The sequence below is a fragment of the Persicimonas caeni genome (assembly GCF_006517175.1).
Lineage (GTDB): Bacteria > Myxococcota_A > Bradymonadia > Bradymonadales > Bradymonadaceae > Persicimonas > Persicimonas caeni.
Window position 1 is genome coordinate 6,518,725 of sequence record NZ_CP041186.1, and the last position, 21,514, is coordinate 6,540,238.

General features: G+C 64.4%; 17 protein-coding genes. 11 read left to right on the forward strand and 6 right to left on the reverse strand.

Annotated elements, in window-relative coordinates; all coding sequences use genetic code 11:
* Nucleotides 1-37 precede the first annotated feature (37 nt).
* Together FIV42_RS24170 and FIV42_RS24175 are read left to right on the forward strand one after the other, a co-directional pair.
* Complete coding sequence (locus FIV42_RS24170) at nucleotides 38-844, forward strand: hypothetical protein (RefSeq protein WP_141200180.1); 807 nt, start codon at nucleotides 38-40, stop codon at nucleotides 842-844.
* A 101-nt stretch (nucleotides 845-945) separates the two neighbouring features.
* Nucleotides 946-3,786 (forward strand): response regulator, encoded by a 2,841-nt coding sequence (locus tag FIV42_RS24175; protein ID WP_141200181.1) that lies wholly within the window; start codon nucleotides 946-948, stop codon nucleotides 3,784-3,786.
* On the opposite strand, the gene FIV42_RS24180 is transcribed toward FIV42_RS24175, so the two are convergent.
* Nucleotides 3,713-5,107, reverse strand: a complete 1,395-nt coding sequence (locus tag FIV42_RS24180) for a hypothetical protein (protein ID WP_141200182.1) — start codon at nucleotides 5,105-5,107, stop codon at nucleotides 3,713-3,715. The genes FIV42_RS24175 and FIV42_RS24180 overlap by 74 nt on opposite strands.
* 101 nt (nucleotides 5,108-5,208) lie before the next feature.
* Here FIV42_RS24180 and FIV42_RS30390 point away from each other — a divergent pair, with 101 nt between their 5' ends.
* On the forward strand, nucleotides 5,209-6,633 hold the full coding sequence (locus FIV42_RS30390; RefSeq protein ID WP_168210911.1) for an IPT/TIG domain-containing protein: 1,425 nt from the start codon (nucleotides 5,209-5,211) through the stop codon (nucleotides 6,631-6,633).
* An 85-nt stretch (nucleotides 6,634-6,718) separates the two neighbouring features.
* Nucleotides 6,719-8,269: a cardiolipin synthase gene (cls, locus tag FIV42_RS24190; protein ID WP_141200183.1), complete on the forward strand. Its 1,551-nt coding sequence runs from the start codon at nucleotides 6,719-6,721 to the stop codon at nucleotides 8,267-8,269.
* A gap of 16 nt (nucleotides 8,270-8,285) precedes the next feature.
* Here cls and FIV42_RS24195 read toward each other — a convergent pair whose 3' ends face one another.
* From FIV42_RS24195 to FIV42_RS24205, 3 genes are all read right to left on the reverse strand, one after another.
* Entirely contained in the window at nucleotides 8,286-9,320 is a 1,035-nt protein-coding gene (locus FIV42_RS24195) for a penicillin-insensitive murein endopeptidase (RefSeq protein WP_168210912.1), read from the reverse strand.
* Between the two features lie 94 nt (nucleotides 9,321-9,414).
* Nucleotides 9,415-10,257 carry a tetratricopeptide repeat protein gene (locus FIV42_RS24200; protein ID WP_141200185.1) on the reverse strand — a complete coding sequence of 281 codons (843 nt, stop codon included), beginning with the start codon at nucleotides 10,255-10,257 and terminating at the stop codon, nucleotides 9,415-9,417.
* 110 nt (nucleotides 10,258-10,367) lie between these two features.
* Entirely contained in the window at nucleotides 10,368-11,993 is a 1,626-nt protein-coding gene (locus FIV42_RS24205; protein WP_141200186.1) for a serine/threonine protein kinase, read from the reverse strand.
* A gap of 148 nt (nucleotides 11,994-12,141) precedes the next feature.
* On the opposite strand from FIV42_RS24205, the gene FIV42_RS24210 reads away from it, so the two are divergent.
* The 7 genes from FIV42_RS24210 to rpe all read left to right on the forward strand — a co-directional run bounded on the left by FIV42_RS24210 (nucleotide 12,142) and on the right by rpe (nucleotide 18,759).
* Nucleotides 12,142-12,897, forward strand: a complete 756-nt coding sequence (locus FIV42_RS24210; protein ID WP_141200187.1) for a HEAT repeat domain-containing protein — start codon at nucleotides 12,142-12,144, stop codon at nucleotides 12,895-12,897.
* Between the two features lies 1 nt (nucleotide 12,898).
* Nucleotides 12,899-13,690, forward strand: a complete 792-nt coding sequence (locus tag FIV42_RS24215) for a DNA polymerase beta superfamily protein (protein WP_141200188.1) — start codon at nucleotides 12,899-12,901, stop codon at nucleotides 13,688-13,690.
* Nucleotides 13,691-13,745: 55 nt separating this feature from the next.
* A complete protein-coding gene (locus tag FIV42_RS24220) occupies nucleotides 13,746-14,648 on the forward strand; it encodes a J domain-containing protein (RefSeq protein WP_141200189.1) in 903 nt (300 codons plus the stop codon).
* A gap of 326 nt (nucleotides 14,649-14,974) precedes the next feature.
* A complete protein-coding gene (gene def / locus FIV42_RS24225; RefSeq protein ID WP_141200190.1) occupies nucleotides 14,975-15,532 on the forward strand; it encodes a peptide deformylase in 558 nt (185 codons plus the stop codon).
* Between the two features lie 88 nt (nucleotides 15,533-15,620).
* Nucleotides 15,621-16,607 carry a methionyl-tRNA formyltransferase gene (gene fmt / locus FIV42_RS24230; protein WP_141200191.1) on the forward strand — a complete coding sequence of 329 codons (987 nt, stop codon included), beginning with the start codon at nucleotides 15,621-15,623 and terminating at the stop codon, nucleotides 16,605-16,607.
* Nucleotides 16,600-17,967 carry a 16S rRNA (cytosine(967)-C(5))-methyltransferase RsmB gene (rsmB, locus tag FIV42_RS24235; protein WP_168210913.1) on the forward strand — a complete coding sequence of 456 codons (1,368 nt, stop codon included), beginning with the start codon at nucleotides 16,600-16,602 and terminating at the stop codon, nucleotides 17,965-17,967. The genes fmt and rsmB overlap by 8 nt, the downstream gene beginning before the upstream one ends.
* Nucleotides 17,968-18,093: 126 nt before the next feature.
* A complete protein-coding gene (rpe, locus tag FIV42_RS24240; protein WP_141200193.1) occupies nucleotides 18,094-18,759 on the forward strand; it encodes a ribulose-phosphate 3-epimerase in 666 nt (221 codons plus the stop codon).
* 645 nt (nucleotides 18,760-19,404) lie between these two features.
* On the opposite strand, the gene FIV42_RS24245 is transcribed toward rpe, so the two are convergent.
* A complete protein-coding gene (locus FIV42_RS24245) occupies nucleotides 19,405-20,337 on the reverse strand; it encodes a dienelactone hydrolase family protein (protein ID WP_141200194.1) in 933 nt (310 codons plus the stop codon).
* A 286-nt stretch (nucleotides 20,338-20,623) separates the two neighbouring features.
* Entirely contained in the window at nucleotides 20,624-21,484 is an 861-nt protein-coding gene (locus FIV42_RS24250) for an undecaprenyl-diphosphate phosphatase (protein WP_141200195.1), read from the reverse strand.
* Nucleotides 21,485-21,514: the final 30 nt, after the last annotated feature.

The following is a 21,514-nucleotide window of genomic DNA, read 5'->3' on the forward strand; positions in this document are numbered from 1 at the left end:
CACGCTGATTGGAGTGTTGCTGAGCCCGGAGCCAATTTTGAGACGCCTCGCCCGGAGACTTTTCGGCGCGCTGCTCGCCCTCGTGTGGGTGGGCAGCGCGTCCGTTGCGCTGGCCGACGAGCCTGTCGAGCCGGCTTCCCCTCCAAAACCTGAATCGCCTGTCGAGGCCGACGAGGCTTCGAGCTTCGGCCTTGGCGCCGAGCTGTCCCTTCGAAGTCGCTACGTGTGGCGTGGGTTGCCCTTTGGCGACGGGCCTGTGCTCCAGCCGGCTGCGTGGGCGTCGCTGTGGAGCTGCGAGGCGATCGGTTGGGCGAATATGCCTCTTCCCAATGCACAACAGGAGACAGATCTCGACGAGGTCGACCTGGGGGCGTTTTGTGGCGTCGACGTGGGCGTTTGGAGCGTGTCGCTCGGCGGGTGGGTCTACTTTTTTCCCGGCGAGGACGCGCCGACGACCCTGGAAGGGGAGGGGGTGATCACGGCGCAATTCGACTGGCTGAACGTCTTTACGGGCCACGCGGTCGACCTGCGAGTCACTCCCGGGGCCTACGCCGGCTGGGTGGGTGTCGGGGGCGCATGGGAGCGTGGCGTCTGGGGCGTCGAGGGGTCGTTGCGCACCGGGTGGGCCAACGCGGCGTTCAACGAGATGAACGCCGGGCTGGCCGTGGGCGCGCTCGATTACGTCGGCGCCGAGCTCGCCGTGCCGGTGGCGCTGGGTGTGGGGCTAACACTGCGCACTCACGCCGGCGCGGTGGTGTTATTGCCCGACAGCTTGCGGGACGCGCTCGATGAAACGGTGGTGCTCGATTTCGGCGCCACGATCGGCGGTGAGTGGGCGCTGTAGCGGCCGTCAGAGTGCCTTTAGCCAGTTGCCCCGCGTCTTTGAGCCCCTATCTTTTACACGGCTTTTAGGCGCGCCAACCGGGTTGGAGGTGGGTAGTGCGCATGATTCACAAGATTTTGGGGGTGCTCGTCGTGGCGTTTGTGCCACTGTTGGTGCTGGTGGCTTGGGCGGCGAGCAACAGCATGAGCGAGATCGAGGACCACGCGACCTCGGAGGCGGCCAGCGCGTTGCGCGCTGCGGAGTACCGCCGACTGGCGCACTCGGCCGACGAGCGCTCCCACAGCCTCGAGGTCGAACTCGCCCAGCTCGAGGGCGACGTCGCCTCGCTGCAGTCGGCCTGGTCGGGCATGACTCGGCCCCAGCGCCGGGTGATGCGGCTGGTCGAGTACGAGGAGCCGGGCCTGTTGGACTTCCCCGGCTACGGCTACGTCGACCCGGAGATTGGCGCTTATGCCGATTTCCAACTGCGCAGCAACGCCTCGCCCTGGCTTCCCCGGTTTGCCGTCGAGCGCGCTCGCAATGATCCGCAGTGGCGCGAGCACCTCGAAGGCCAACTCAACCGCGCAGTGCAGCTCACTTCGTTGCTCTCCGACACGATAAGTCGACACCAAAATATCCTCGACCTCGCCTGGATCGTGATGGCCGACGGGCCGACCAACGCCCAACCGCGCTACGATTACGCCGCTCTCATCGCCGCCGACCCCAGTCTGGCCAATATCGTCGAGGCGGAGTTCGACTACGTGCGCCGGGTCGGCCCGGAGTTCAACCCGAAGCAGCAAGTTACCTGGCTCGACCCGTATTTCGACCCCCTCAAAGGCATCTGGATGACGAGCTGTGTGGCCCCGCTCTATGAGGCTGGCGGCTTTGTGGGGTCTGTGGGCGTGGACGTGCTCCTCTCGACGGTAATTCGGCACGTCACCAAGGTCGACAAGGAGGCTGGGGAGTACGTCTTCTTGACGACGGGAGGTGGGCATCTGTTGGCGGCCTCCGAGGACGCCGTAGATGTGTTGACGTGGACCGACGCGCACCGTCGGGCGTTTCGGCGCACGTTGAATTCCTCCAAGACGCGTACATGGACCGACGCGGAAATCGACGCGATGCGCTCCAATACACTCGACGAGCATCCGGAGCGCAATGTGCGCGAACTCGCCGAGGCGATGGCGGCGGGCAAGAAGGGGACGTGGGAGCTCGAGCTGGGCGGTGAGCGCGTGATCGTCTCCATCGCTCCTATCGAAAACGCCGGGTGGTCGTTGGCAGTGGTCAGTCCCTTGGAGCACGCCTTGGCCGGCGCACGGGCGATTCAGACGACGGTGCGTGACAAAGGCGAGCGGGTCCGCGAGCAATTTCTCATCTTCTTGGGCATCGTCGTGCTCATCGGTGGGGCGGTCACCGCCGCGTTGCACATGATGGTCATCCGCCCCCTCACCAGGCTTACCGACAGGGTCGCCGAACTCAGCTGGGACTCGCTTCGGTGGGACTCGGAGGCCTTCGACGCCAAGGGGCCGCGACGCAAAGACGAGATCGGCCAACTCCACCGAAAGTTCCACGAAATGGTGACGGCGCTGGGTGCGTCGCGAGACGAGGTGACCGCGGCCAATGAGAAACTCGAGGAGCGCGTGCGACAGCGCACTGCACAGCTTCGCCAGAAAAACCTGACGCTGGAGCGCTCGCGCGAAGAGCTGCAGCGGGCCAAAGAAGCGGCCGAGGCGGCCAACGCCGCCAAGAGCGACTTTTTGGCGAGCATGAGTCACGATATCCGCACGCCGATGTACGGGATCGTGGGGACCTTGCAACTTCTCGAGGAGACGCGGCTCACGCCCACCCAGCGCGAGTATCTGGGGCTTTTATACGTGTCGACCGAGACGCTCATGCACTTGGTCAACGATGTGCTCGATTTTGCCAAGATCGAAGCCCGTGAGATCGAGCTGCACGAGGAGTCTTTCGACTTGTGTGGGCTGCTCAACGATCTCGTGCAGGTTCACGGGGTGCTTGCCGACCAAAAGGGCCTCGAATTGCGATTGGAGCTCGAAGAGGGCCTGCCGCGAAGGGTCGTAGGGGACGCCAATCGTCTGCGTCAGGTCCTCGCCAACCTGGTGAGCAACGCCATCAAGTTTACGGACACCGGGGAGGTCGATATCTCGGTGGCGCTCGCAGAGGAAAAGGACGACGCGGTGGTCTTGGAGTTCGCGGTGTGCGACACCGGACCGGGGATCCCAGACGAGCAGATCGACGTGATCTTCGAGTCGTTCAAGCAGTTGCGAAGCTCGTACACCGAGCCGTGGCAGGGGAGCGGGCTCGGCCTGGCCATCGTCTTGGGATTGGTCGAGCTGATGGGCGGGGAGATTCGGGTCGAAAGCGAGCTCGGTCGGGGGAGCGCCTTTCGTGTTTGCGTCGAACTCACCCACCCGGAGGGGACCTGTGCGGGACGGAGCGAGACGTGGTGCGCGCCGAAACTGGAGGGTGAGGAGATGGAAGCGTCGGTGGCCGAGTCGGTGGTCGGAGCCGGCGCGAGCGCGGCTCCCAAGCGCGTCTTGGTGGCCGAAGACAACCGCGTCAATCAGGTGCTGGTCACACGCCTGCTCGAGCGCCGAGGGCACAGCGTCGAGATCGCCCCGCACGGAAAGGCGGCGGTCGACATGGTCGCGGCCGACCACTTCGACCTAGTCCTGATGGACGTGCAGATGCCGGAGATGAACGGGCTGGAGGCGACCGAAGCGATCCGACGGCGCGAAGCCCAACAGAACGGGCCACACACGCCCATCGTGGCGATGACGGCGCACGCGCGGCCCGAAGACCGCGAGCGTGCGCTCGCCGCGGGGATGGACGATTACCTGGCCAAACCCGCCAACGCCGACGAGCTGTACGCGCTCATAGACCGGCTCGCGAGCGACGCCGGCGCTCTTGCGGAGCATCCTTCTTCGTCACAGCCGACACGCCCTTGAGGACCACCGTCCCCTTGTTCAACTCCAGCGCCAGCCCTTTGAAGGCGAGTTCGCCGCCGGGGACAGCCACGTTTTGGTCGTCGAGCGATTGTTTGACGATGCGCTTGCCGCCCTCCAAAAACTCGGCGCCCATCCAGTCGGTGGCCTGCACCAGCCCGGGGACCGACGACCGCGTGATCGCCACGTCGGTCAGCGACACGGCCAGGTTTTGGCCACTCAGCGCGATGCGGCCGCTGGCGCTTCCGTCGAACCAGAAGCAAAACCCACTCTCGGGCATATTGAAGACGCTGAAGTCGATAGTCATCGGCAATTCGCCCACGCGGCCTTTGGTAAAGCGCACCGCGTTGACGACCGCGTGGGCCGGCCCGCCGCGCATCGGCTCGCCGTCGGTGGAGTAGGTGCGCGGGACTACGTCCTTTTTCATCATCAGCGAGACGCCGTGGACGACCAGGTTGGGGTTGAAGGCGAACGCGATATTCTGGTCGCCTTCCAGGTTGGTCACCGGCTCGATGCCCACGTCGGCCTGGAGCCCCTCGATATTGGTCGCAAAGCCCGCGAAGATGACGCCCGTTTTGGCGTCGGTGACAAGCTCGATCGGGAAGACCTCGAGGCCCGGGATGCCGAAGTCGGGGGTGTCGAAGGTCAGCAGGTCGACCGGGTCGACGTCTTTCATCAGCCGCTGGAGCAGGACGTCGGAGAGCTTCGACTGGAGCACGCGCGCCCAGGAGCTTCGCAAGTTCGTCAGCCGTGCATTGAGCGTCGATTTGCCGATGCGCGCAGCCTCGGGGAGGTCGAGCTTGAGGACGGCGCCGCCATTTTTTCCCCGCTCGACAAGCAGGGGAGCGACGATACTGAGCGAGCCGTCCAGGTTGGCGCTCTGGCGGCCGACCAACGGCACGTCGAGGCCGACTGCGCCGTCGAGGTCGCCGCCAACTTTGAAGCAGTGGCGACAGGCGTCGGAGGCCTCGATGCTCAGGTTGACGATATTGCCGCGGGTGCGCACGTCGATTTGTTGGCCGCCGCCCACGTCGATCTTCGAGAGCGCCTGCAGCCCGCTCTTGATGGTCGCCTGCAGCGCGGTGTTGGCGACCTCTTCGAGCATGTCGGTCTGGAGCGCCAGGCCGAACTGCGCCGGCGCGTTCCCCTCGTCCAAACCCTGCGGGGCGAGGTCCTGGGAGAGTTCGGTTTCCTGCGAGATGGCCTGGCGATAATCGCCGCGCACCTGTCGACACTGGCTCGAGCAGCCGGCGGATACTCCGACGGACACCATCATCAGCGCGACCAACATCAGCGAGCCGCGTCGGGTTCCCATACACTTCATCGGTACTGCTCCATTCGAGAATTTGGAATCAAAGGTGGCATTGCAACTCGAGCCCGGTATACTAAGAGCAACCTTGTTTCCCACAACTCGATGAGGCTCGCATGCAGTCGCTGCCACGCTACTCGATATCATTCATTGTCGGGGTCTTCTTGCTGTCCCTGCAAGGGCAGGCTTTCGCCGTCGACTATTTTCTAAAGAACGACGGCATGGGAGAAAATTTCGAGGGGACCACGGCGACCGCCGAACTCATCAGCGGAGAGATGTACGCGGCGACCTTCGAGTTGCCGTCGAGCTGGCAGTTGCCTGTGGAGCTGCAGGGCGTGCGTGTGCTCATGGTCGACGGCAGCGAGCCCTCGAAGAGTTACTGCGGTCGGTTCACCATCGAGGTGTGGGAGGAGGCGGCCGGTGCGCCGACCAACCCGGGGACCTGTCCGTATACCCGCGTCAAAGACCCCGGGCCGGTCGTCTACAGCATGTCCAACCAATTCCAGAGCAACCCGATCGGCTTCGAGTTGGTGGGCAATAACAACAATTGGCAGGACATGCGGTTTTCTGCCATCAACAACAACGCCCAGCTCGGCGTGACCATTAATCCGGTCATGCTCAATACGCGGCGGGTGCGCGTGGCGATCAAGGCGATCGACAACCAGTGCTTCAACGTCAGCAACGCCAATGCGTTTCCGGTGCTGGTTACCGACGACGACGGCACCTCGGCGGACAACTTCTTGTACGGCGAGGCTGACCTGTGCGGAAGCATCTCGGGGACGGTGCCGCCGCCCGAGTTTTATTACTGGACCGATTTCGCCCAGTACTTTCAGGCGACCCCCGGTGACTTCATCATGCGGTTGATTTTCGACAGACCCGGACCCGGCGGTGGCGACGCGGGGGGCGACGCCGGAGCGGACGCGGGGCCGGACGTCGGCATGGACGTGGGCATCGACGCCGGAGCGGACACGGGCAGCAGTGATATCGGCCTCGACGCCAAGCCGGCCGATGTATCGGGCGGCGAGGATGTCGCCCAGCAAGACACCTCCAGCGGCCAGCAAGATACCGGCGCCGAACTGAGCATCACTTCGGTATCGCCCTCGACCATCACAAACGACCAGTCGACCAATATCGCCATCGTCGGAGGCGGCTTTGTAGCCGGCGCCCAGGTGCTCATCGGCGCCGAGGCCGTAGGCGTCACCGAGACGCAGTCGGGTATCATCAAGGCGACGGTGCCCGAGGGCTTCGCGTTGGGCATGCATGACGTCATCGTGACCAACCCGGGTGGTGCCACGGCAGTCCTCGAAGACGGACTCGAGGTCACCGAGCCCGGCGCGGCCGACGCCGATGCGGGAGCGGGCGCAGACACCGACAGCGTGGGCCAGAGCAATAATGGGAGTGGTGCCGCCGCCGAGGGTTGCGGGTGCCGTTCGGTCGACACCGCCGCGGCGACGTCGACGTGGGCGTGGGTCCTCGCTGCACTGGCGCTGTTGGGCGTGATGCTTCGGCGCCGGCTGGTGCCAACTCGCCGGCGGTGTTGAGCTTCGCCCGGCGGAGTTGGTTTTTCGGTGCCGGTACGTAGTTTAGTGGCTACTTCTGACGCACACGCCCGAGCCGACAGTCTCTATGAGCCTCTCGTTGATCTCATATCTGCTGGACCTGACCTGGGAGATTAACTGGTGGACGGTGGTCTGGTGGGGCGGCATGCTCGTCGCCCTGTTCCACATCCCGTCGGTGTTGCTTCGTCGCGAGACGCGCCCGATGGCCGCGCTGGCATGGGTCTTGTGCCTCATCGCGCTGCCGGTGCTCGGCGTCATCTTGTGGTGGATGATCGGGCGAACACGTCTCGAGCGCCGAAAGCGGCGATGGGCGCGCTCCAAAAAGGTGGTGACCGACAGTCTGGCTGACGTGCGCCAGGCGATCGAGCTTCCCGACGATTCGGCCCACACCCGCATTAACGACGGAGGGTCCCACTTTGCCTCCGACGACGCGCTTTACCTGCGCCAAGAGGAGGGCGTTTTCCCGCCGACCGAAGGCAACCGTGTCGAGATCTTCTCGTCGGGTCAAGACGCCTTCAACGCCTTCGAGCGAGCCATCCGCGAGGCGACCGACCACGTTCATTTCCAGTTCTACATCTGGCAGCGTGACGATATGGGGCGGCGCTTCCGCGACCTGCTCACCGAGAAGGCCAAAGAGGGCGTCGAGGTGCGGGTGCTCTACGACGCGGTGGGGGGCGCCCCGGTCAAACGCGGCTTCATGGACCCGCTCATCGAGGCGGGAGCCAAGGTCGAGTCCTTCTTGCCCGTGGTCCTCTTCGAGCGCCAATTGCGGGTCAACTTTCGCAACCACCGAAAGATCATCGTCGTCGACGGCAAGACCGGGTTCACCGGCGGCGTCAATATCGGTGATGAGTATTGCGACTGGCTCGATCTGGCATTCCGTCTCGACGGGCCGGTCGTGCTGCAACTCCAGGAGGTCTTCGCCGAGGATTGGTATTTCGCCACCGGCGAAGACCTGGCCAGCACGCGCTACTTCGTGGGCACCGAGGCGGTCCAAAAGGCCTTGGAAGAGACGTCGGAGCGCGAGGACGACGCCGACGACATCGAGCAGGGGAGGGTGGCCGAGTCCGTGACCGCCAGGATCATCGCCAGCGGCCCGGACAACCCCGAGAGCGCCATCCAGAACGTCTTCTTTATGGCCATCACCGGCGCGTCTCGGCGTATATACATCACCACGCCGTATTTCGTGCCCGACCAGGCGATGCTCATGGCCATCAAGACCGCGGCGATGCGAGGCGTCGACGTGCGGCTTTTGACGCCGGGCACCTCGGATATCCCCATCGCCCAAGCCGCCGGCCGTTCCTACTACGCCGAATTGCTCGCCGCCGGGGTGCGTATCTACGAGTACCACGAAGAGCGCGTGCTCCACGCCAAGTCGGTAGTCGTCGACGACGTCTGGTCGATCATCGGAAGCGCCAACATGGATATTCGAAGCTTTCTATTGAACTTCGAGGCCAACGCCGTGCTGCGTGACCGCGAGCTCAACTCGACATTGGCCGAGCTCTTCGAGACGCACCTCGAGCGTAGCACCGAGATGCGTCTGCAAGATTTCGAGAAGAGGCCGCTCAAGCACCGGTTGGTGGAGAGCACGGCGAGGTTGTTCAGCCCGTTGCTATGAGCTGCCGACTCACGTCCTACTCACACCGACGGTCGGTCGGCTGGCACGTAAAGCGCACGTGGAAGTGGTTTCGGTGGCCCGGGGAGTGGCGGATGATGGCGGTGCCGCCGCTGTAGTCGGGGTACTGGAAGACCTTTTCGACCCATTCTTGCGTGGCGCCCTGGGCGAGGGCTTCCTCGCGAAGCAGCTTCTGGAACCAGCGGTCCATGAAGACGTACTCGACGTAGCCGCCATCGAGTAGATCTTTCATCAGCGACAGCGTCTTTTTGACGTCCAAATTGCTGCGGCGCACGTAGTGGAAGCGCCGGTAGTTGGGCGGCGGCTCGTGGCGCGGGTAGCTGATGTCGATGTCACGCCCCGAACGGTGCGACTTGTGCGGGTGCATGCTCCGGCCGCGCCGGAAGCTGATATCACCGACCATCAGTTTGTGGGCGTCGGGATACTTTTCGTAGTAGTTGTCGAGCACCCGCTTGACTTCGCTGACGGTGTAGTACGTTCCGAAGGTGCGGTGTGGGTAAAGGATGACGTACTTTTCGTCGTCCGGAAGCGGCTCGGCGTTGTAGAGCCGACCCCAGTGGGCCGCGCCGTAGCTCTTGGCGATCTTTTCGGGGTTGCGCTTCCACACGAGGATGCGCTGGCCCGCATCGAGATCGCGCAGGTTGATGTCGGGGTTGAGCTTGCGCAACTGGTAGTTGCTGACCTTGTACATCAGCCGCAGCCGGCGAAGCGTCTGGCCGGGCTCGACGGTGTGCCAAAGCTCGTCGACGCGGGTGGTCTTGACGACGGGCGTGCCCGCCTCGAACGGCCACTCTTTGGCGTCGGGTGGCAGGCTCCAGCGCTCCTGGCGGATGCGCTTGGCGATACGCTCGAGGGTGTCGGGCGGCAAGATCGTGTTGGTCGGCACCGGCCCGAAGCCGGAGGCCGCCAAGCGCAGCGAACCGGCGATGGAGCCGCTGGGCCCTTGTTGTGCCTCGACTTGTGACACCTCGGCGCCCGTGCCGAACACCGTCCACATCAGGACGATGGCGACCAAGCTGACCGCACGTGCCACAACCCCCGTATATTCTCGCACTATTCTAGCAAGCATAGCGAACCGCGTAGATAGTGTAAGTACAATTAAGTTCGTGAGTTAATTTCTAGAATTATCAAAATTCTAGATGCAGTTGTAAAGCGGCCCCTGATTCCGTCGGCGCTACAGACACCGACCCGGCCGTACTACTGCTCTCGGCAGGACTGTCATCAAAGAACCAGGTGTACGCCAAAACCGATGCACCGGTGACCGCAAGGGCTGCGCCCGAGATGGTCAGGGCGGTGAAGACGTTCTGTCGCGTCTCTAGTTCATCGCGAAGTTGGCGGTAACGTTCGGGCGAAGTGCCTGTACCGCCTTTGCTTTCGGCGACGAAGTCGTCGCGTAAATCCCCGCTCAAATAGTCCAGAGTGACCGCTGTCGTCAAGAGCACCGCTCCGGTGCCCATGCTCAAATGCCCTGCGAGTTCGACATTCCACGGACTCTGAGGGGTGGGGACCTCGACCACTTTGGGCGAGATATCCCCCGCGGCAATATCGCGTGCGACCTCGATGGCGCGGGGGCGAACCCCGCGCACAAAGGCACGCAAGCCCTTGTACTGCGCGTCGATCTGGGCGACCTCGGCCGGCGACCCTTCGAAGGTCGTACGGCAGGTCTTCAGATCGGACAGCGCTGCGTTCCACTCGTTCAGTTTGATGAGAGCAATCCCCCGATTGCAGAAAAAGACCGGCTCTTCGGCCAATTCGATGGCCCGATTGAACTCCTCGATGGCCTCTCGGTAGCGACCTTCCCCAAAAAGGCGCACCGCTTCGCCGTAGTGCCGGTCGGCTTCGATGGCGTCTGAATCAGACGCCGTGGCCCCGCCATCTTGAGCGGAAGCCGTTCGTGTCATGAGGAGTCCTGTACTGCCAATGATGAACACGAGCAGCAGGCGGACAAGATGTAAACCGGCGCTTTTCATGCCCTTCTTGATACGCGGAAGATGGGCAAAGGGCAAGTTATTGGTGGGGCGTGGCGCCTGAGGCGCGGTCTTGGCGCCTGCGGCGCGGTGGTGGGTCGTGGGTCGTGGGGCTAGGGGATGAGCTTGAGGCGTCCCTTCTCGAGTTCGACGCGGACCGTCTGGTCTTTGTCGGGCACGACCTTCTGGAACTTGGTGCGGTAGCCAATGAGGTTGAGCTCGAGGTTGAGCGTTTGGTCGCTCTCGTCTGCTTTGTAGTCGACCGGAGTCGTGCCGGCGGGGCGGCCGTCGACGAGGACGCGCGCTCCCGGCGGGGTGGACTCGATCTTCAAGCTCACCTTGTCAGCCTTCTGGTCCTTGCGCTCGCCGTTGTCTGCCGTCGCCCGCGCGCCCTGCGATTCGACGCCTTTCGGGTCGGGTTTCTCTTGCTGGCCGCGCTCTTTCGCCGACGGGTCGGGCCTTCGGGCAGTGCCGATAGATCCGGAGCGATCGGCGATCTTCGGGGGCTCGTCCCGAACCGTGTCGTCATCGTCTGCGTCAATCGCCTCGGCGACCGCGTCGGCCTCGAATTCCATCGTCTCGCCGGCGTCGGCTTCGGACGCAGCTGCGGCTGCCTGGGCCTCCTCGTCGGGGCCCCCGGCTCGCTCGTCGGCGGTCTCGGGCGTCTCGTCGGCCGCCGCGCGCGCCTTGTCGGCGCTCTGTTCACCCGTGCCAGGGATCAGTTGGAACATGACGGCGATGCCGACGGCGGCGAGGACGCCGATGACGATCGCCGCGATCAGCCCCTTTCGCCCTGTGCTCGGACGCGGCTGCGCCTGGGCCTTGGCCGTGGCGCCCTCGGGAACCGCCGCGCGCTTCGACTCGTCGCGGCGCTCCAAGATCTCGCGCACCCGCAGGGCGGACTGGATGCGCTTTTCGGGCTTCTTTTCCATGCAGCCGCGCACCGCCTCGCCCCAACAACTGCGCTCGAGGTGGGCGGGTAGCTCCGGCGGCTTGTCGCGCAGGTGCTTGACCATGACGCCCGGCGAGTTCTTGGCGCCAAAGGGGCGCCCGCCGGTGAGCATCTCGTACATGATCACGCCCAGCGAGTAGATGTCGGCGCGATGGTCGATCGCGTCGCCCACGATCGTCTCCGGGCTCATGTAGTGCGGGGTGCCCAGCACCGTGCCCGCCTGGGTGAGCGTCTCGTAGTTCTCCTCTTCGGTCTCCGTCTGGATCAATTTGGCGATGCCAAAGTCCAAGACCTTGACGATCTCGCGCATCTCTCCGGTCTCGGCGTCGCGCTTGGGCAGGATGACGATGTTGGCGGGCTTGAGATCGCGGTGGACGATGCCGCGTTCGTGGGCGTGCTCGAGCGCGTCGACCATCTGGTAGACGAGCTTGCGCACCCGATCGGGCTCCAGGGCCCCCTCACGGGCGATGATCTCGTCGAGAGTGTCTCCTTCGACGTACTCGACCGCCATGTACAGGAGGTTTTCGTGGCGGCCGTAGTCGTGGACTCCCACGATATTGGGGTGGTTGAGCCGGCCGACGAATTGCGCCTCGCGCTCGAAACGCTCGACGATATCGGTCTCCAAGAACGCCTTGGGGAGCAGCGTTTTGAGGGCCACATGCCGCGAAATGCCGGTTTGATGGGCCCGAAACACCACGCCATAGGCACCACGACCGAGTTCTTCCTCGATGTGGTATTTTCCGGCGATGGTGTCGCCGGGGGTCGGTATGATGTACTTCTCGGACATCTAGTGCGGCTTTTTGAGGCTATGGTGGCATTTCTGTTGACAGCCTAATGCGAATGGTCGCGAATGTCACTCGAAGTCGATACTTGCCCAGTCGACCTGCCTTACTTATGTTGTCCGCGTTACGCCACGATCCGGCAGAGGAGTAAAGATGGGATTTCTCGACTTTCTATTCGACAAAGAGAAAGCAGAAGAGCGCAAGATCAAAAAACTGCGCAAGACGCTGACCAACATGTACGTGCAGCCGCCCGAGCGCAAATACGCCATCCAGGCGCTGCGTGACGTCGGCACGGTGGACGCCGTCGAGGCGCTCCTGGCGCGCTTCGAGGACAACGCGCCGAACACCACCGTGGACGCCGACGAGAAGCGCTACGTCTACGAGACGCTGGTGAGCATGTCGGCCGACCCCGACTTGGACGTCAAGAATACCGTCGTCAAGTACCTGCACGAGCGCGACGAGAAGATCAACTGGCCCATGAAGGTCCTGACCGACCTGCTCGACTACAAAGAGATGGTCGCGCTGGTCCGAGAGCTTCTGGGCACCTGCGGCAACGAGTACAAGCGCAACCCCGAGAAGAAGCAGGAGTTGGTGCTGCGCGCCGCCGATCTCAAGTCCGAAGAGCTCTCCGAAGAGCTTCTGCGCTTTCTCGACGACCCCAACGAGACGATTCGGTTTTTGACCGTCGAAGCGCTGCTCAAGCACGGCTTCGACGAGATCATCCAGGAGCCGCTGCGAGAGCGTCTGCAGGAGGAAGAATCGATTCGTATCGTCCAGAAGCTGGCCGAGGCGTTCGCCGATCACAGCGACTGGAAGATCCCCGAGGACCAGCACGAAGACGTCGAGCACATGCTGCCCGACGAGTATTCGGTGCACAAACAGGGCTACGTCTACAAGCGGCGTACCTGAGATGGGGCTCTCTTACGAGACAGCGGCGGCCGAAAGGCCGCTTCCCAAACCGCCCGAACGCGGCGGTGATTGGGCAACGTGGGCGGCCGAACAACGGCCGCCTGCGCAGTTCTTGAGCACCTATTCGGGGCCGCGGCTCTTCGGATTCGACAGCCACGTGCGCTTGGGTGGCGTGATCGTCCAGCCGGCCGAGGTGGTCTTGGGCATTCGCGCCTGGGACGACGCCTTCGAGGGCGTCATCGAGCTCGATGGCATCGCTTCGCCGGTGCCCTACGCGCTCTTCGAGGTCGAAAAGATCGTGCGCATGATGCTCCACCAGAGCGGGCTCGCCTTCGAAATTCTGGCCAGCCCCGCCGTGTTGCACGACGACGCCTTTCCGGCGCGACGCATCGTCGACGCGGCGATCACGCGCAATATCCTGCACCATTATCGCGACGTCGCCTCCGGTTGGATGGCGCGTCTCGTCGAGACGCGAGGGCAGGGCGCCGAGCCCGCCGACGCGCTCGACGTGGTCCGAAACGCGCTGACGGGCCGAGCGCTCGTCGACGGGCGCGCCGCATTCGACGTGTGGGAGTTGGTCGGCGACTACGGTGAGGGTGGGCTCGAGGAGTTGTTGCGCGAACTCCAGACGGGCGTCGAGCCGGCAGCGGTCGACGCGCTGAGGGAGCATGTCGACGGCCTGTTGGCCCAGATCGACCCCGACGTCGCGAAGCTCCCCGAGAGCCCGCGAGACTACGACTGGCTAAATGATTTCGTCGTCTCCTCGCGTAGTGTATGCTCGAAGCGCGCGTGAGCGAGCCGTTCCTCGATCTCTCGAACCCTCGATTTCTCGATCACCCGCAGTACCCATGATTCGAATCCTACTCATCGGTCGACAGGCCGCCGCCTGGAGTGAGCGGCTCGAGCGTCGCGCGGGCGACGACTTCGAGTTCGACACAGCCAGGCTGCCGGCCGCCGGGCTGCGCCAGTTCGAGGCGACCCCGCCCGACGCGCTCGTCGTCATCGACTCGGCGTCGACGAAGCGCGCCGCCACGCTCATCGCGGCGGTGCGTGAGCGACCGTTGGGCCAGTTGATTCCGGTCATCGCCATCGCGCCGCCTCCAGGCGAGGCCGAGCACGCCGAGGTGGACGCTTGGTTGTCGCCCAACGCGCCCGTCGAGCGCCTGGTCGATGCCCTCGAAGAGTGCCTCGGCGTCGAGTTCGGCCAAGCCGACTCCCCGCGCGACTCGTCTGACTCGAATGGCGGCCCTTGGCGCGAGAAGACACCGGCCCGCGACGCCCCGAAGTCCTTTTGGGGCGACAAAACGCCGGCCAAGCAGGCGCCCGAGCCCCTCAAGTCGACCAACGAGATGCCGCAGTACTTCATCGAAGAGATCGACGACGAGCCCTTCGACCAGCCCCGGCGCCTCGACCGAAGCTCGATCTTCTCGTCGCCCTCCCGTCGCGGTCAGGAACGCCCGTCCGAGCAGGCCCGTGTCGACCAAGAGGCCGTCGAGCGCAAGCTCAAGGCGGTGCGCCACGAGGACTACTACGCCATTCTGGAGATCCGCCGCGGCGCCGAGGGCACGGTGGTGCGCGAGGCGTTCCACCGCCTGTACCGCCGGTTCGACCCGCGCGAGATGGACTTCGAGGTCGCCCACCGGATGGAAGACGAGATCGGCGAGATCCGCGACGCCCTCGAGGACGCCTGGGCGGTGCTGGGCGACCCGACGCTTCGCCAGGCCTACCTCGAGCACACCACGCGCCGGTAAGGGGGATTCACCACGGGGGGGCACAGAGGGCACGGCGACTGCTTCTTTCTAAGTGTAAAGACGGAAGCTGTGTGCGACTGAGGTCGAGCGCATCGCCGGGAGGCCAAGGAGAAAGAACGCAGTGGTAGCAGCGCTACATCAAGTTCTTTCGACGCAGGCATCGTGGCGATGAGCCGGCCTCGTGGCCCCCGTGTTCTCCGTGGTGAACCCTCCTGCACCACAGAGGTCGTCTCGGAAGTTTGGAGTAGGGTCGACTGTTGAAAGCCTGAAGTAAAACGGATAAACCGTGGGTCTGTAACGACCTGAAATGCCTAAAGAGGAAACCAATGGCTATCCGAGAGATCGTTCTCTACCCGGAAGCGCGAGACGTGCTCACCACCAAGTGTACCCCCGTCGAAGAGGTCGACGAGGAGACGAAGCAGTTCGTCGACGACCTCATCGAGACGATGTACCACGCCAACGGCGTTGGCCTCGCCGCCCCGCAGGTCGGCGTGACCAAGCGCGTGACCGTCATCGACGTGAGCGACCGCGAGAGCGACGAGCGCGAGGTCTTCGTGCTCATCAACCCCGAGATCGTCGAGCGCGAGGGCAAGCTGACCTGGGAAGAGGGCTGCCTGAGCTTTCCGGGACTGTACGGCGACGTCGACCGCGCTGCCAAGGTCAAGGTGCGTGCGCTCGATCGCGAGGGCGAGGAGTACGAAATCGAAGGTGAGGGCCTGCTGGCCGTCGCCCTGCAGCACGAGATCGACCACCTCGACGGCGTGCTGTTCATCGAGCGCATGAGCCGCCTCAAGCGGCGCATGGCTCTCAAAGAGTACAAAAAGATTCGCGCTCGCCTCGCCGAAGAGGCCGAGAAAGAGGGCGAGGACGAGGCGGCGCAATAAGCGTCGGCGAATCCGAGACTTGCACGAGCGACGAAGCGGGCGTTACAAAGCGCCCGCTTTGTGCGTTCTTGACCCACGGATAGGACAAATGACTGCCGATTCTCAGAAACAAGCCCTTCGCGTCGTCTACATGGGCACGCCCGACTTCGCCGTGCCCGCCCTCGAGGCGCTCATCGACAGCCACCACGAGGTCGTGGGCGTGTTCACTCAGCCCGACCGCAAGAGCGGACGCGGCAAGAAGGTGCGCCGCCCGCCGGTCAAAGTCGTCGCCGAGGAGGCCGGCGTTCCGGTCTACCAGCCCAAGCGCGTCAAGAAGAACGACGAGGCCTATCAAACGCTGGTCGACTGGAACCCCGACGTGGTCGTCGTGGCCGCCTACGGCCAGATCTTGCCCGAGCGCATCCTCGAGGTGCCCCGGCTCGGCTGCATCAACATCCACGCCTCGCTGTTGCCCAAATACCGCGGCGCGGCGCCCATCAACTGGGCGATCGTCCACGGCGAAGAGAAGACCGGCGTGACCATCATGCAGATGGACGTTGGGCTCGACACCGGCCCGATGCTCGAGAAGCACGAGGTCGATATTCCCGCCGACATGACCGCCCAGGAGCTGCACGACCGCCTGGCCGAGCTCGGCCGCGAGGTCATCGTGGGCGCCCTCGACAAGCTCGCCCAGGGCGAGCTCGAGCCGACCCCGCAGAATGACGACGAGTCGAGCTACGCGTGCATGCTGTCGAAGGAAGACGGCCATATCGACTGGACGAAGTCGAGCGCGGCGGTCGCCAACCACATCCGCGGGTTCAACCCGTGGCCGGGCGCGTTCGCCTTCCACGAGCACGACGGCGAGCAGACCCGCATCAAATTCCACCTCGCCCGCCCGGTCGAGGACCTGCTCGGCGAAAAGGCTGGCGAGCCGGGCGAGGTGCTCGACGTCGACGTCTCGAACGAGCGCCTGGTCGTCGCCTGCGGCGAAGGCGCCATCGAGTGCCTGGAGGTGCAGGCCCCCTGCCGCAAGGCGATGGGCGTGCGCGACTTTTTGTGTGGCTACGAAATCAGCGAAGGCGATTGCTTTGTCTGAACTCAATCCCCGACAACTCGCCCAGGAAGTGCTCGAGACGATCGAGCGTGAGGACGCCTACAGCCACATCGCGCTCGACGCCGCCCTGGAGCGAAGCGGCCTCGACGCGCGTGACCGCGGGCTGGCCACCGAGCTGGTCTACGGCACGCTCACCTGGCAGCGCTCCCTCGACAAGGTGTTGGGCGACTTCGTGCGCCGGGGCATCGACGGGCTCGACCTGCCCGTGCTCGTGGCGCTTCGGGTGGCGGTCTACCAGCTGCTCTTCTTGAACCGCATCCCCGCGCACGCCGCGGTCGACGAGGCGGTCGAGATCACCAAGGCCGGGCCGAGCAGGGCGGCCGCCGGCCTGGTCAACGGCGTGCTGCGGAGCATCGTGCGCAAAAGGGGCCAGGCGAAGCAGGCGAATCAGTCGAAACAAGTGCGTTGGTGGAGCGACAAGGGCCGCGAGCGCAAGCCCGCGCGCTACCTGGGCGAGCGCTACTCGCTGCCCAATTGGATGACCAACCGCATGCTGCAGTACTGGGGCCTGGAGCGCGCCGAAAAGCTCGCCGAGGCCTTCGACACCCGCCCGCCGCTATACCTTCGCCTGCTCGCCGACGACGTCGAGCTGCCCGAGGGCGTCGAGCCCGTCGAGGGCGTGCCCGGCGCGCTGCGGGCGGCCTCGATGAGCGACGCGGTACGCGCCGGCATCGCCGACGGCAAGTGGGGCGTCCAAGACCTGGGCAGCCAGCTCATCGGGCTGTACGCAGGCGCCGAGCCCGACCTTGCGGTCCTCGACGGCTGCGCGGGCCTTGGCGGAAAGACCCTGCACCTGGCGCGACTCGTCGGCCCCACCGGCGGGGTCGTGGCCGTCGACCCGGCCGACACCAAGATCGACATGTTGTGCACGGCCGCCGACAGCGCCGGCATGCGCGAGCGGCTCACCACGCAGGTCGCAAGCCTCCAAGACTTCGCCCAGGAGACCGACGAGACCTTCGACCTGGTGCTCATCGACGCCCCGTGCAGCGGCCTGGGCGTCATCCGACGCCACCCCGAGACCCGCTGGAGGCGAAGCGAGTCGGACATCTTCGCGCTCACCAAGCTGCAAGCAGAGCTGCTCGACGTCGCCGCCACCTTGGTACGTCCGGGCGGCACGCTCACCTACAGCGTGTGCACCTTCACCACCGAAGAAGGCCCCAAGCAGGTCGAGCGTTTCCTCGAGCGCCACGGCGACTTCGAGCGCACCGGCGCCCCCGAAAGCGGCCCCGGCGCCGAGGTCGACTGGAAAAAATACGTTGATGGAGACGCCCAATTGACGCTAGATCCGCTCGAGCACGACACGGACGCGTTCTTTGCGGCGCGTCTTCGTCGGAAGAGCTAAGAGCTGCTAGAGATGTAATCACCACGGAGCACACGGGGGCACGGGGGAAAAGCAATAATAAAAAGCGTGTCTCCGTGTCCCCGTGTGCTCCGTGGTGAAACCCAAGTTCAACCCAGCGAGTCCCTCATGAAGCCACTCATCGCCCCGTCGATTCTCTCGTCCAACTTCACCCGCCTCGCCGAAGAGTGCCAGGCGGTGCTCGACGCCGGCGCCGACTGGCTGCACGTCGACGTGATGGACGGCCACTTCGTGCCCAATATCACCATCGGTCTGCCGGTGGTGAAAGCGCTGCGCGGCGAGTTTCCCGACGCGGTGCTCGACGTCCACGTCATGATCTCGGACCCCGACTTCTACGCCGCCAAATTCGTCGAGGCGGGCGCCGACTACCTGTCGTTCCACCCCGAGGCGACCGCCCACACCCACGGTGTGATCCAGCAGATCCACGAAGCCGGCGGCAAGGCCTCGCTGGCCATCAACCCGGGCACGCCGCTCGACGTGGTCGAGTACGTCGTCGAGGACCTCGACATGGTGCTCATCATGAGCGTCAACCCGGGCTTCGGCGGCCAGTCGTTCATCCCGCAGTCCTTGCGAAAGCTGCGCGACCTGCAGGAGCTCTTGGAGCGCCACGGGCGCACCGACATGCGCGTTCAGGTCGACGGCGGGGTCAAGGTCGACAATATCGCCGAGATTTACGAGGCCGGCGCCAACGTATTGGTGTCGGGCAGCGGCATCTTCAAGAGCGAGTCGTACGCCGATACGATCGCCGAGATGAAACGCCGCGTGGGGGCGTAACGGGGGCGAGGGCATCTTGCCCTATTTGTTCGGTGCGAGGGCATCTTGCCCTCGCCAGCGAGAGCTGGAAGCACTCGCACCGAAAAGAGGTTCGGTGCGTGGGCATCTTGCCCTCGTAAGCGAGAGCTGGAAGCACTCGCACCGAAAAGAGGCTCGGTGCGAGGGCATCTTGCCCTCGCCAGCGAGAGCTGGAAGCACTCGCACCGAAAAGAGGTTCGGTGCGTGGGCATCTTGCCCTCGTAAGCGAGAGCTGGAAGCACTCGCACCGAAAGACGAAAGTCCTCCGTGATTGCACCTGGTTTCCGGTCACGCCCTACGCGAGTCGACCGGGCCGATGTCTGATACTGGGGCAGAACAAGGGGGGGATGGGGCCATGTGACTTCTGCCCCCAGACCGCGATTTTTGGGGTTCGACCCCAAAAATTTCTGGTCCGGGGGCAAAATTTTTTTGAGTCGACCTCAAAAATTTTCGGTCCCCGAGCAGAAATGAGGGGGGTAGGGGTCCCCAGAGTTCTGGTCCCCGAGCAGAAATGAGGGGGGTAGGGGTCCCCAAAGTTCTGGTCCCCGAGCAGAAATAGGGGGGGTAGGGAGGGGGGGGCGTCTGCCCCCCGAGCAAAACTGACGGGGGTCGAACCCCCCTCCACTGTTACTCGAGGTGCTTGTCGAAAAACGCCGTCGTCAGCTCCCAGGCCTTCTGGGCGGCCTCTTTGTCGTAGTTTTTGCCCGACGGGTTGGCGAAGGCGTGGCCGGCGTCCTCGAAGATCTGGATGGTCGCATTCTTGTCGAGCTTCTCGAGGGTCTTGTCGAACTCGCGCACGTTCTCGACCGGAATGCCCTGGTCTTCGGCGCCGAAGATGCCCAGGAGCGGGGCCTTCAGGTCGGCGAGCTGCGACTCGTCGGTGTTGACCTCCCCGTAGTACATGACCACCGCGTCGACGTTCTCCTTCATGTTGAGCGCGCCGCGCAGCGACCACCCTCCACCGAAACACCACCCGATGATGCCCATCGCGCTGGGGCTGTACTCGTCTTCCATCCAGCGTCTGGCCGCCGACAGGTTCACGAGCGCGGCCTTGTCGTTGTTCATCGTCTTGTTCATCAGCCGGCGCGCCTTCTCGGGCGTGTCGGCGGTCTCGCCGTTATACAGGTCGACGGCCAGCGCCCGGTAGCCCTCGCCGGCCAGCCGGCGGGTCATCGCGCGGATATTGTCGTTGAGTCCCCACCACTCGTGGATGACGATGATCGCGGGCAGGTCTTCTGCGGCGTCTTTGGGCTCGGCCAGGTAGCCCGTGATGGGCTCGCCGGCGCGCGAGAAGTACTCGACCTCTTTGCCGACGACCTCGGTGGCGGGCGCCTGCTTGGCCCCGTCACTCGCCGTAGGCTCGTCACCGGCGTGCTCCTTGGCCATGCGGTCGGTGATGGTCTCGTTGGCCTGTTCGTTGGCCTGTTCGTTGGCCTGCTCGTTGGCCGTGTCGGCCTTCACCGGCTCCTGCTCGGCGGGCTGCGGGTCCGGCTTGGGCTCGGAGGGGGAGCAGGCGGCGAGGGTGGCGAGGGCGATGCAGAAGAGCAGCAAGTTGCGCATGGTCATTCTCCGCGTGTTGAGGTTGTTGGGAGAATGCGCACGAGGTGGGGGATGTCGAGTGTGCGTGAGCGTAGCTTTATGCGGCCCCCCATCCGAGCCGCGCTGTACTGCGCGCTCGGCACCTTCCCCCAGGGGAAGGGCTGCTGTTGCGAGAAGCGTCGTGATTCAGAGGAGCTAAGGCATCCCTTCCCCTCGGGGAAGGTGGGACGCGCGCAGTACAGCGCGGCTCGGATGGGGGGCGTCGAAAAGCGTAGCGTCGCTAAAAGGGGGCGCCAAAAAGCAACGCCTACAACAGCGCAACGCCCAAAATACCCACCACCCAGCAATACCACGAAAAGTGGTGGAATCTGGCCTTCTTGAGCATTTCAACCAAGAGCAAAATACTCGCATACCCCACCGCCGCCGCAGTCAACGCCCCTGCGCCGAAGGCGATGAGCTCGGTCGTCGTCGCCTCGGTGAACATCGTCAGGTCGAACTTGAGAACGAGCGCGCCCAAAATTGCCGGGATGGAGATGAGAAACGAGAAGCGTGCTGCCTGCACGCGCATGATCCCGAGCGCCAGGGCGATGGTGATCGTCAGCCCGGCGCGCGAGAAGCCTGGCGTAACTGCGATGCCCTGGGCGATCCCGATGCCGATGGCGACCATCGGGGTGATATTCCACAGGCTCCAGGTCGACTCGCGCTCCTCGGGCTTGGTCTTTCCCAAGAAGCGGTTCGCGAACAGGATGAAGCCGTTGATGATGAGCAGGCCTGCGACCACCTTGGCGGTGATAAAGGGCTCGGTGCCCTCGGGCGGGTCGATCAGCTTTTCAATACCCAGCCCGATGATGCCGGTGGGGATGGTCGCCAAGATCGTCAGCCACGCCAGGCGCACGCCCTGCGGCTCGGCGAGCCGCTCGACCGAACGCGTCTTGAAGAAGTCTCGCAGGCCCGTAAACAAGCCCGAGACGACCTCGCGGATGTCCGACCAGTAGTAGGCGACGACGGCGACCAGGGTGCCGACGTGCAAGATGATGTCGAAGAGCAGCTCGGGCTCTTTGACCCCAAGCAGGTGCTGGCTGATAACCAGGTGGCCCGAGGAGCTGATGGGCAAAAACTCGGTGATGCCCTGGATGAGGCCCAGCAGGAGTGCTTCGAGGATGGACATGGGGTGCTTTACAACGGTGGCGAAGGCGGT

Coding starts and splice junctions, on each gene's coding strand:
- FIV42_RS24180 (WP_141200182.1), bottom strand. CDS start 5,107: ATGAAGTGTATGGGAACCCGACGCGGCTCGCTGATGTTGGTCGCGCTG.
- rpe (WP_141200193.1), top strand. CDS start 18,094: ATGAAGCCACTCATCGCCCCGTCGATTCTCTCGTCCAACTTCACCCGC.
- FIV42_RS24200 (WP_141200185.1), bottom strand. CDS start 10,257: ATGAAAAGCGCCGGTTTACATCTTGTCCGCCTGCTGCTCGTGTTCATC.
- FIV42_RS24250 (WP_141200195.1), bottom strand. CDS start 21,484: ATGTCCATCCTCGAAGCACTCCTGCTGGGCCTCATCCAGGGCATCACC.
- FIV42_RS24220 (WP_141200189.1), top strand. CDS start 13,746: ATGATTCGAATCCTACTCATCGGTCGACAGGCCGCCGCCTGGAGTGAG.
- FIV42_RS30390 (WP_168210911.1), top strand. CDS start 5,209: ATGCAGTCGCTGCCACGCTACTCGATATCATTCATTGTCGGGGTCTTC.
- FIV42_RS24205 (WP_141200186.1), bottom strand. CDS start 11,993: ATGTCCGAGAAGTACATCATACCGACCCCCGGCGACACCATCGCCGGA.
- FIV42_RS24245 (WP_141200194.1), bottom strand. CDS start 20,337: ATGCGCAACTTGCTGCTCTTCTGCATCGCCCTCGCCACCCTCGCCGCC.
- fmt (WP_141200191.1), top strand. CDS start 15,621: ATGACTGCCGATTCTCAGAAACAAGCCCTTCGCGTCGTCTACATGGGC.
- cls (WP_141200183.1), top strand. CDS start 6,719: ATGAGCCTCTCGTTGATCTCATATCTGCTGGACCTGACCTGGGAGATT.
- FIV42_RS24215 (WP_141200188.1), top strand. CDS start 12,899: ATGGGGCTCTCTTACGAGACAGCGGCGGCCGAAAGGCCGCTTCCCAAA.
- FIV42_RS24175 (WP_141200181.1), top strand. CDS start 946: ATGATTCACAAGATTTTGGGGGTGCTCGTCGTGGCGTTTGTGCCACTG.
- def (WP_141200190.1), top strand. CDS start 14,975: ATGGCTATCCGAGAGATCGTTCTCTACCCGGAAGCGCGAGACGTGCTC.
- FIV42_RS24210 (WP_141200187.1), top strand. CDS start 12,142: ATGGGATTTCTCGACTTTCTATTCGACAAAGAGAAAGCAGAAGAGCGC.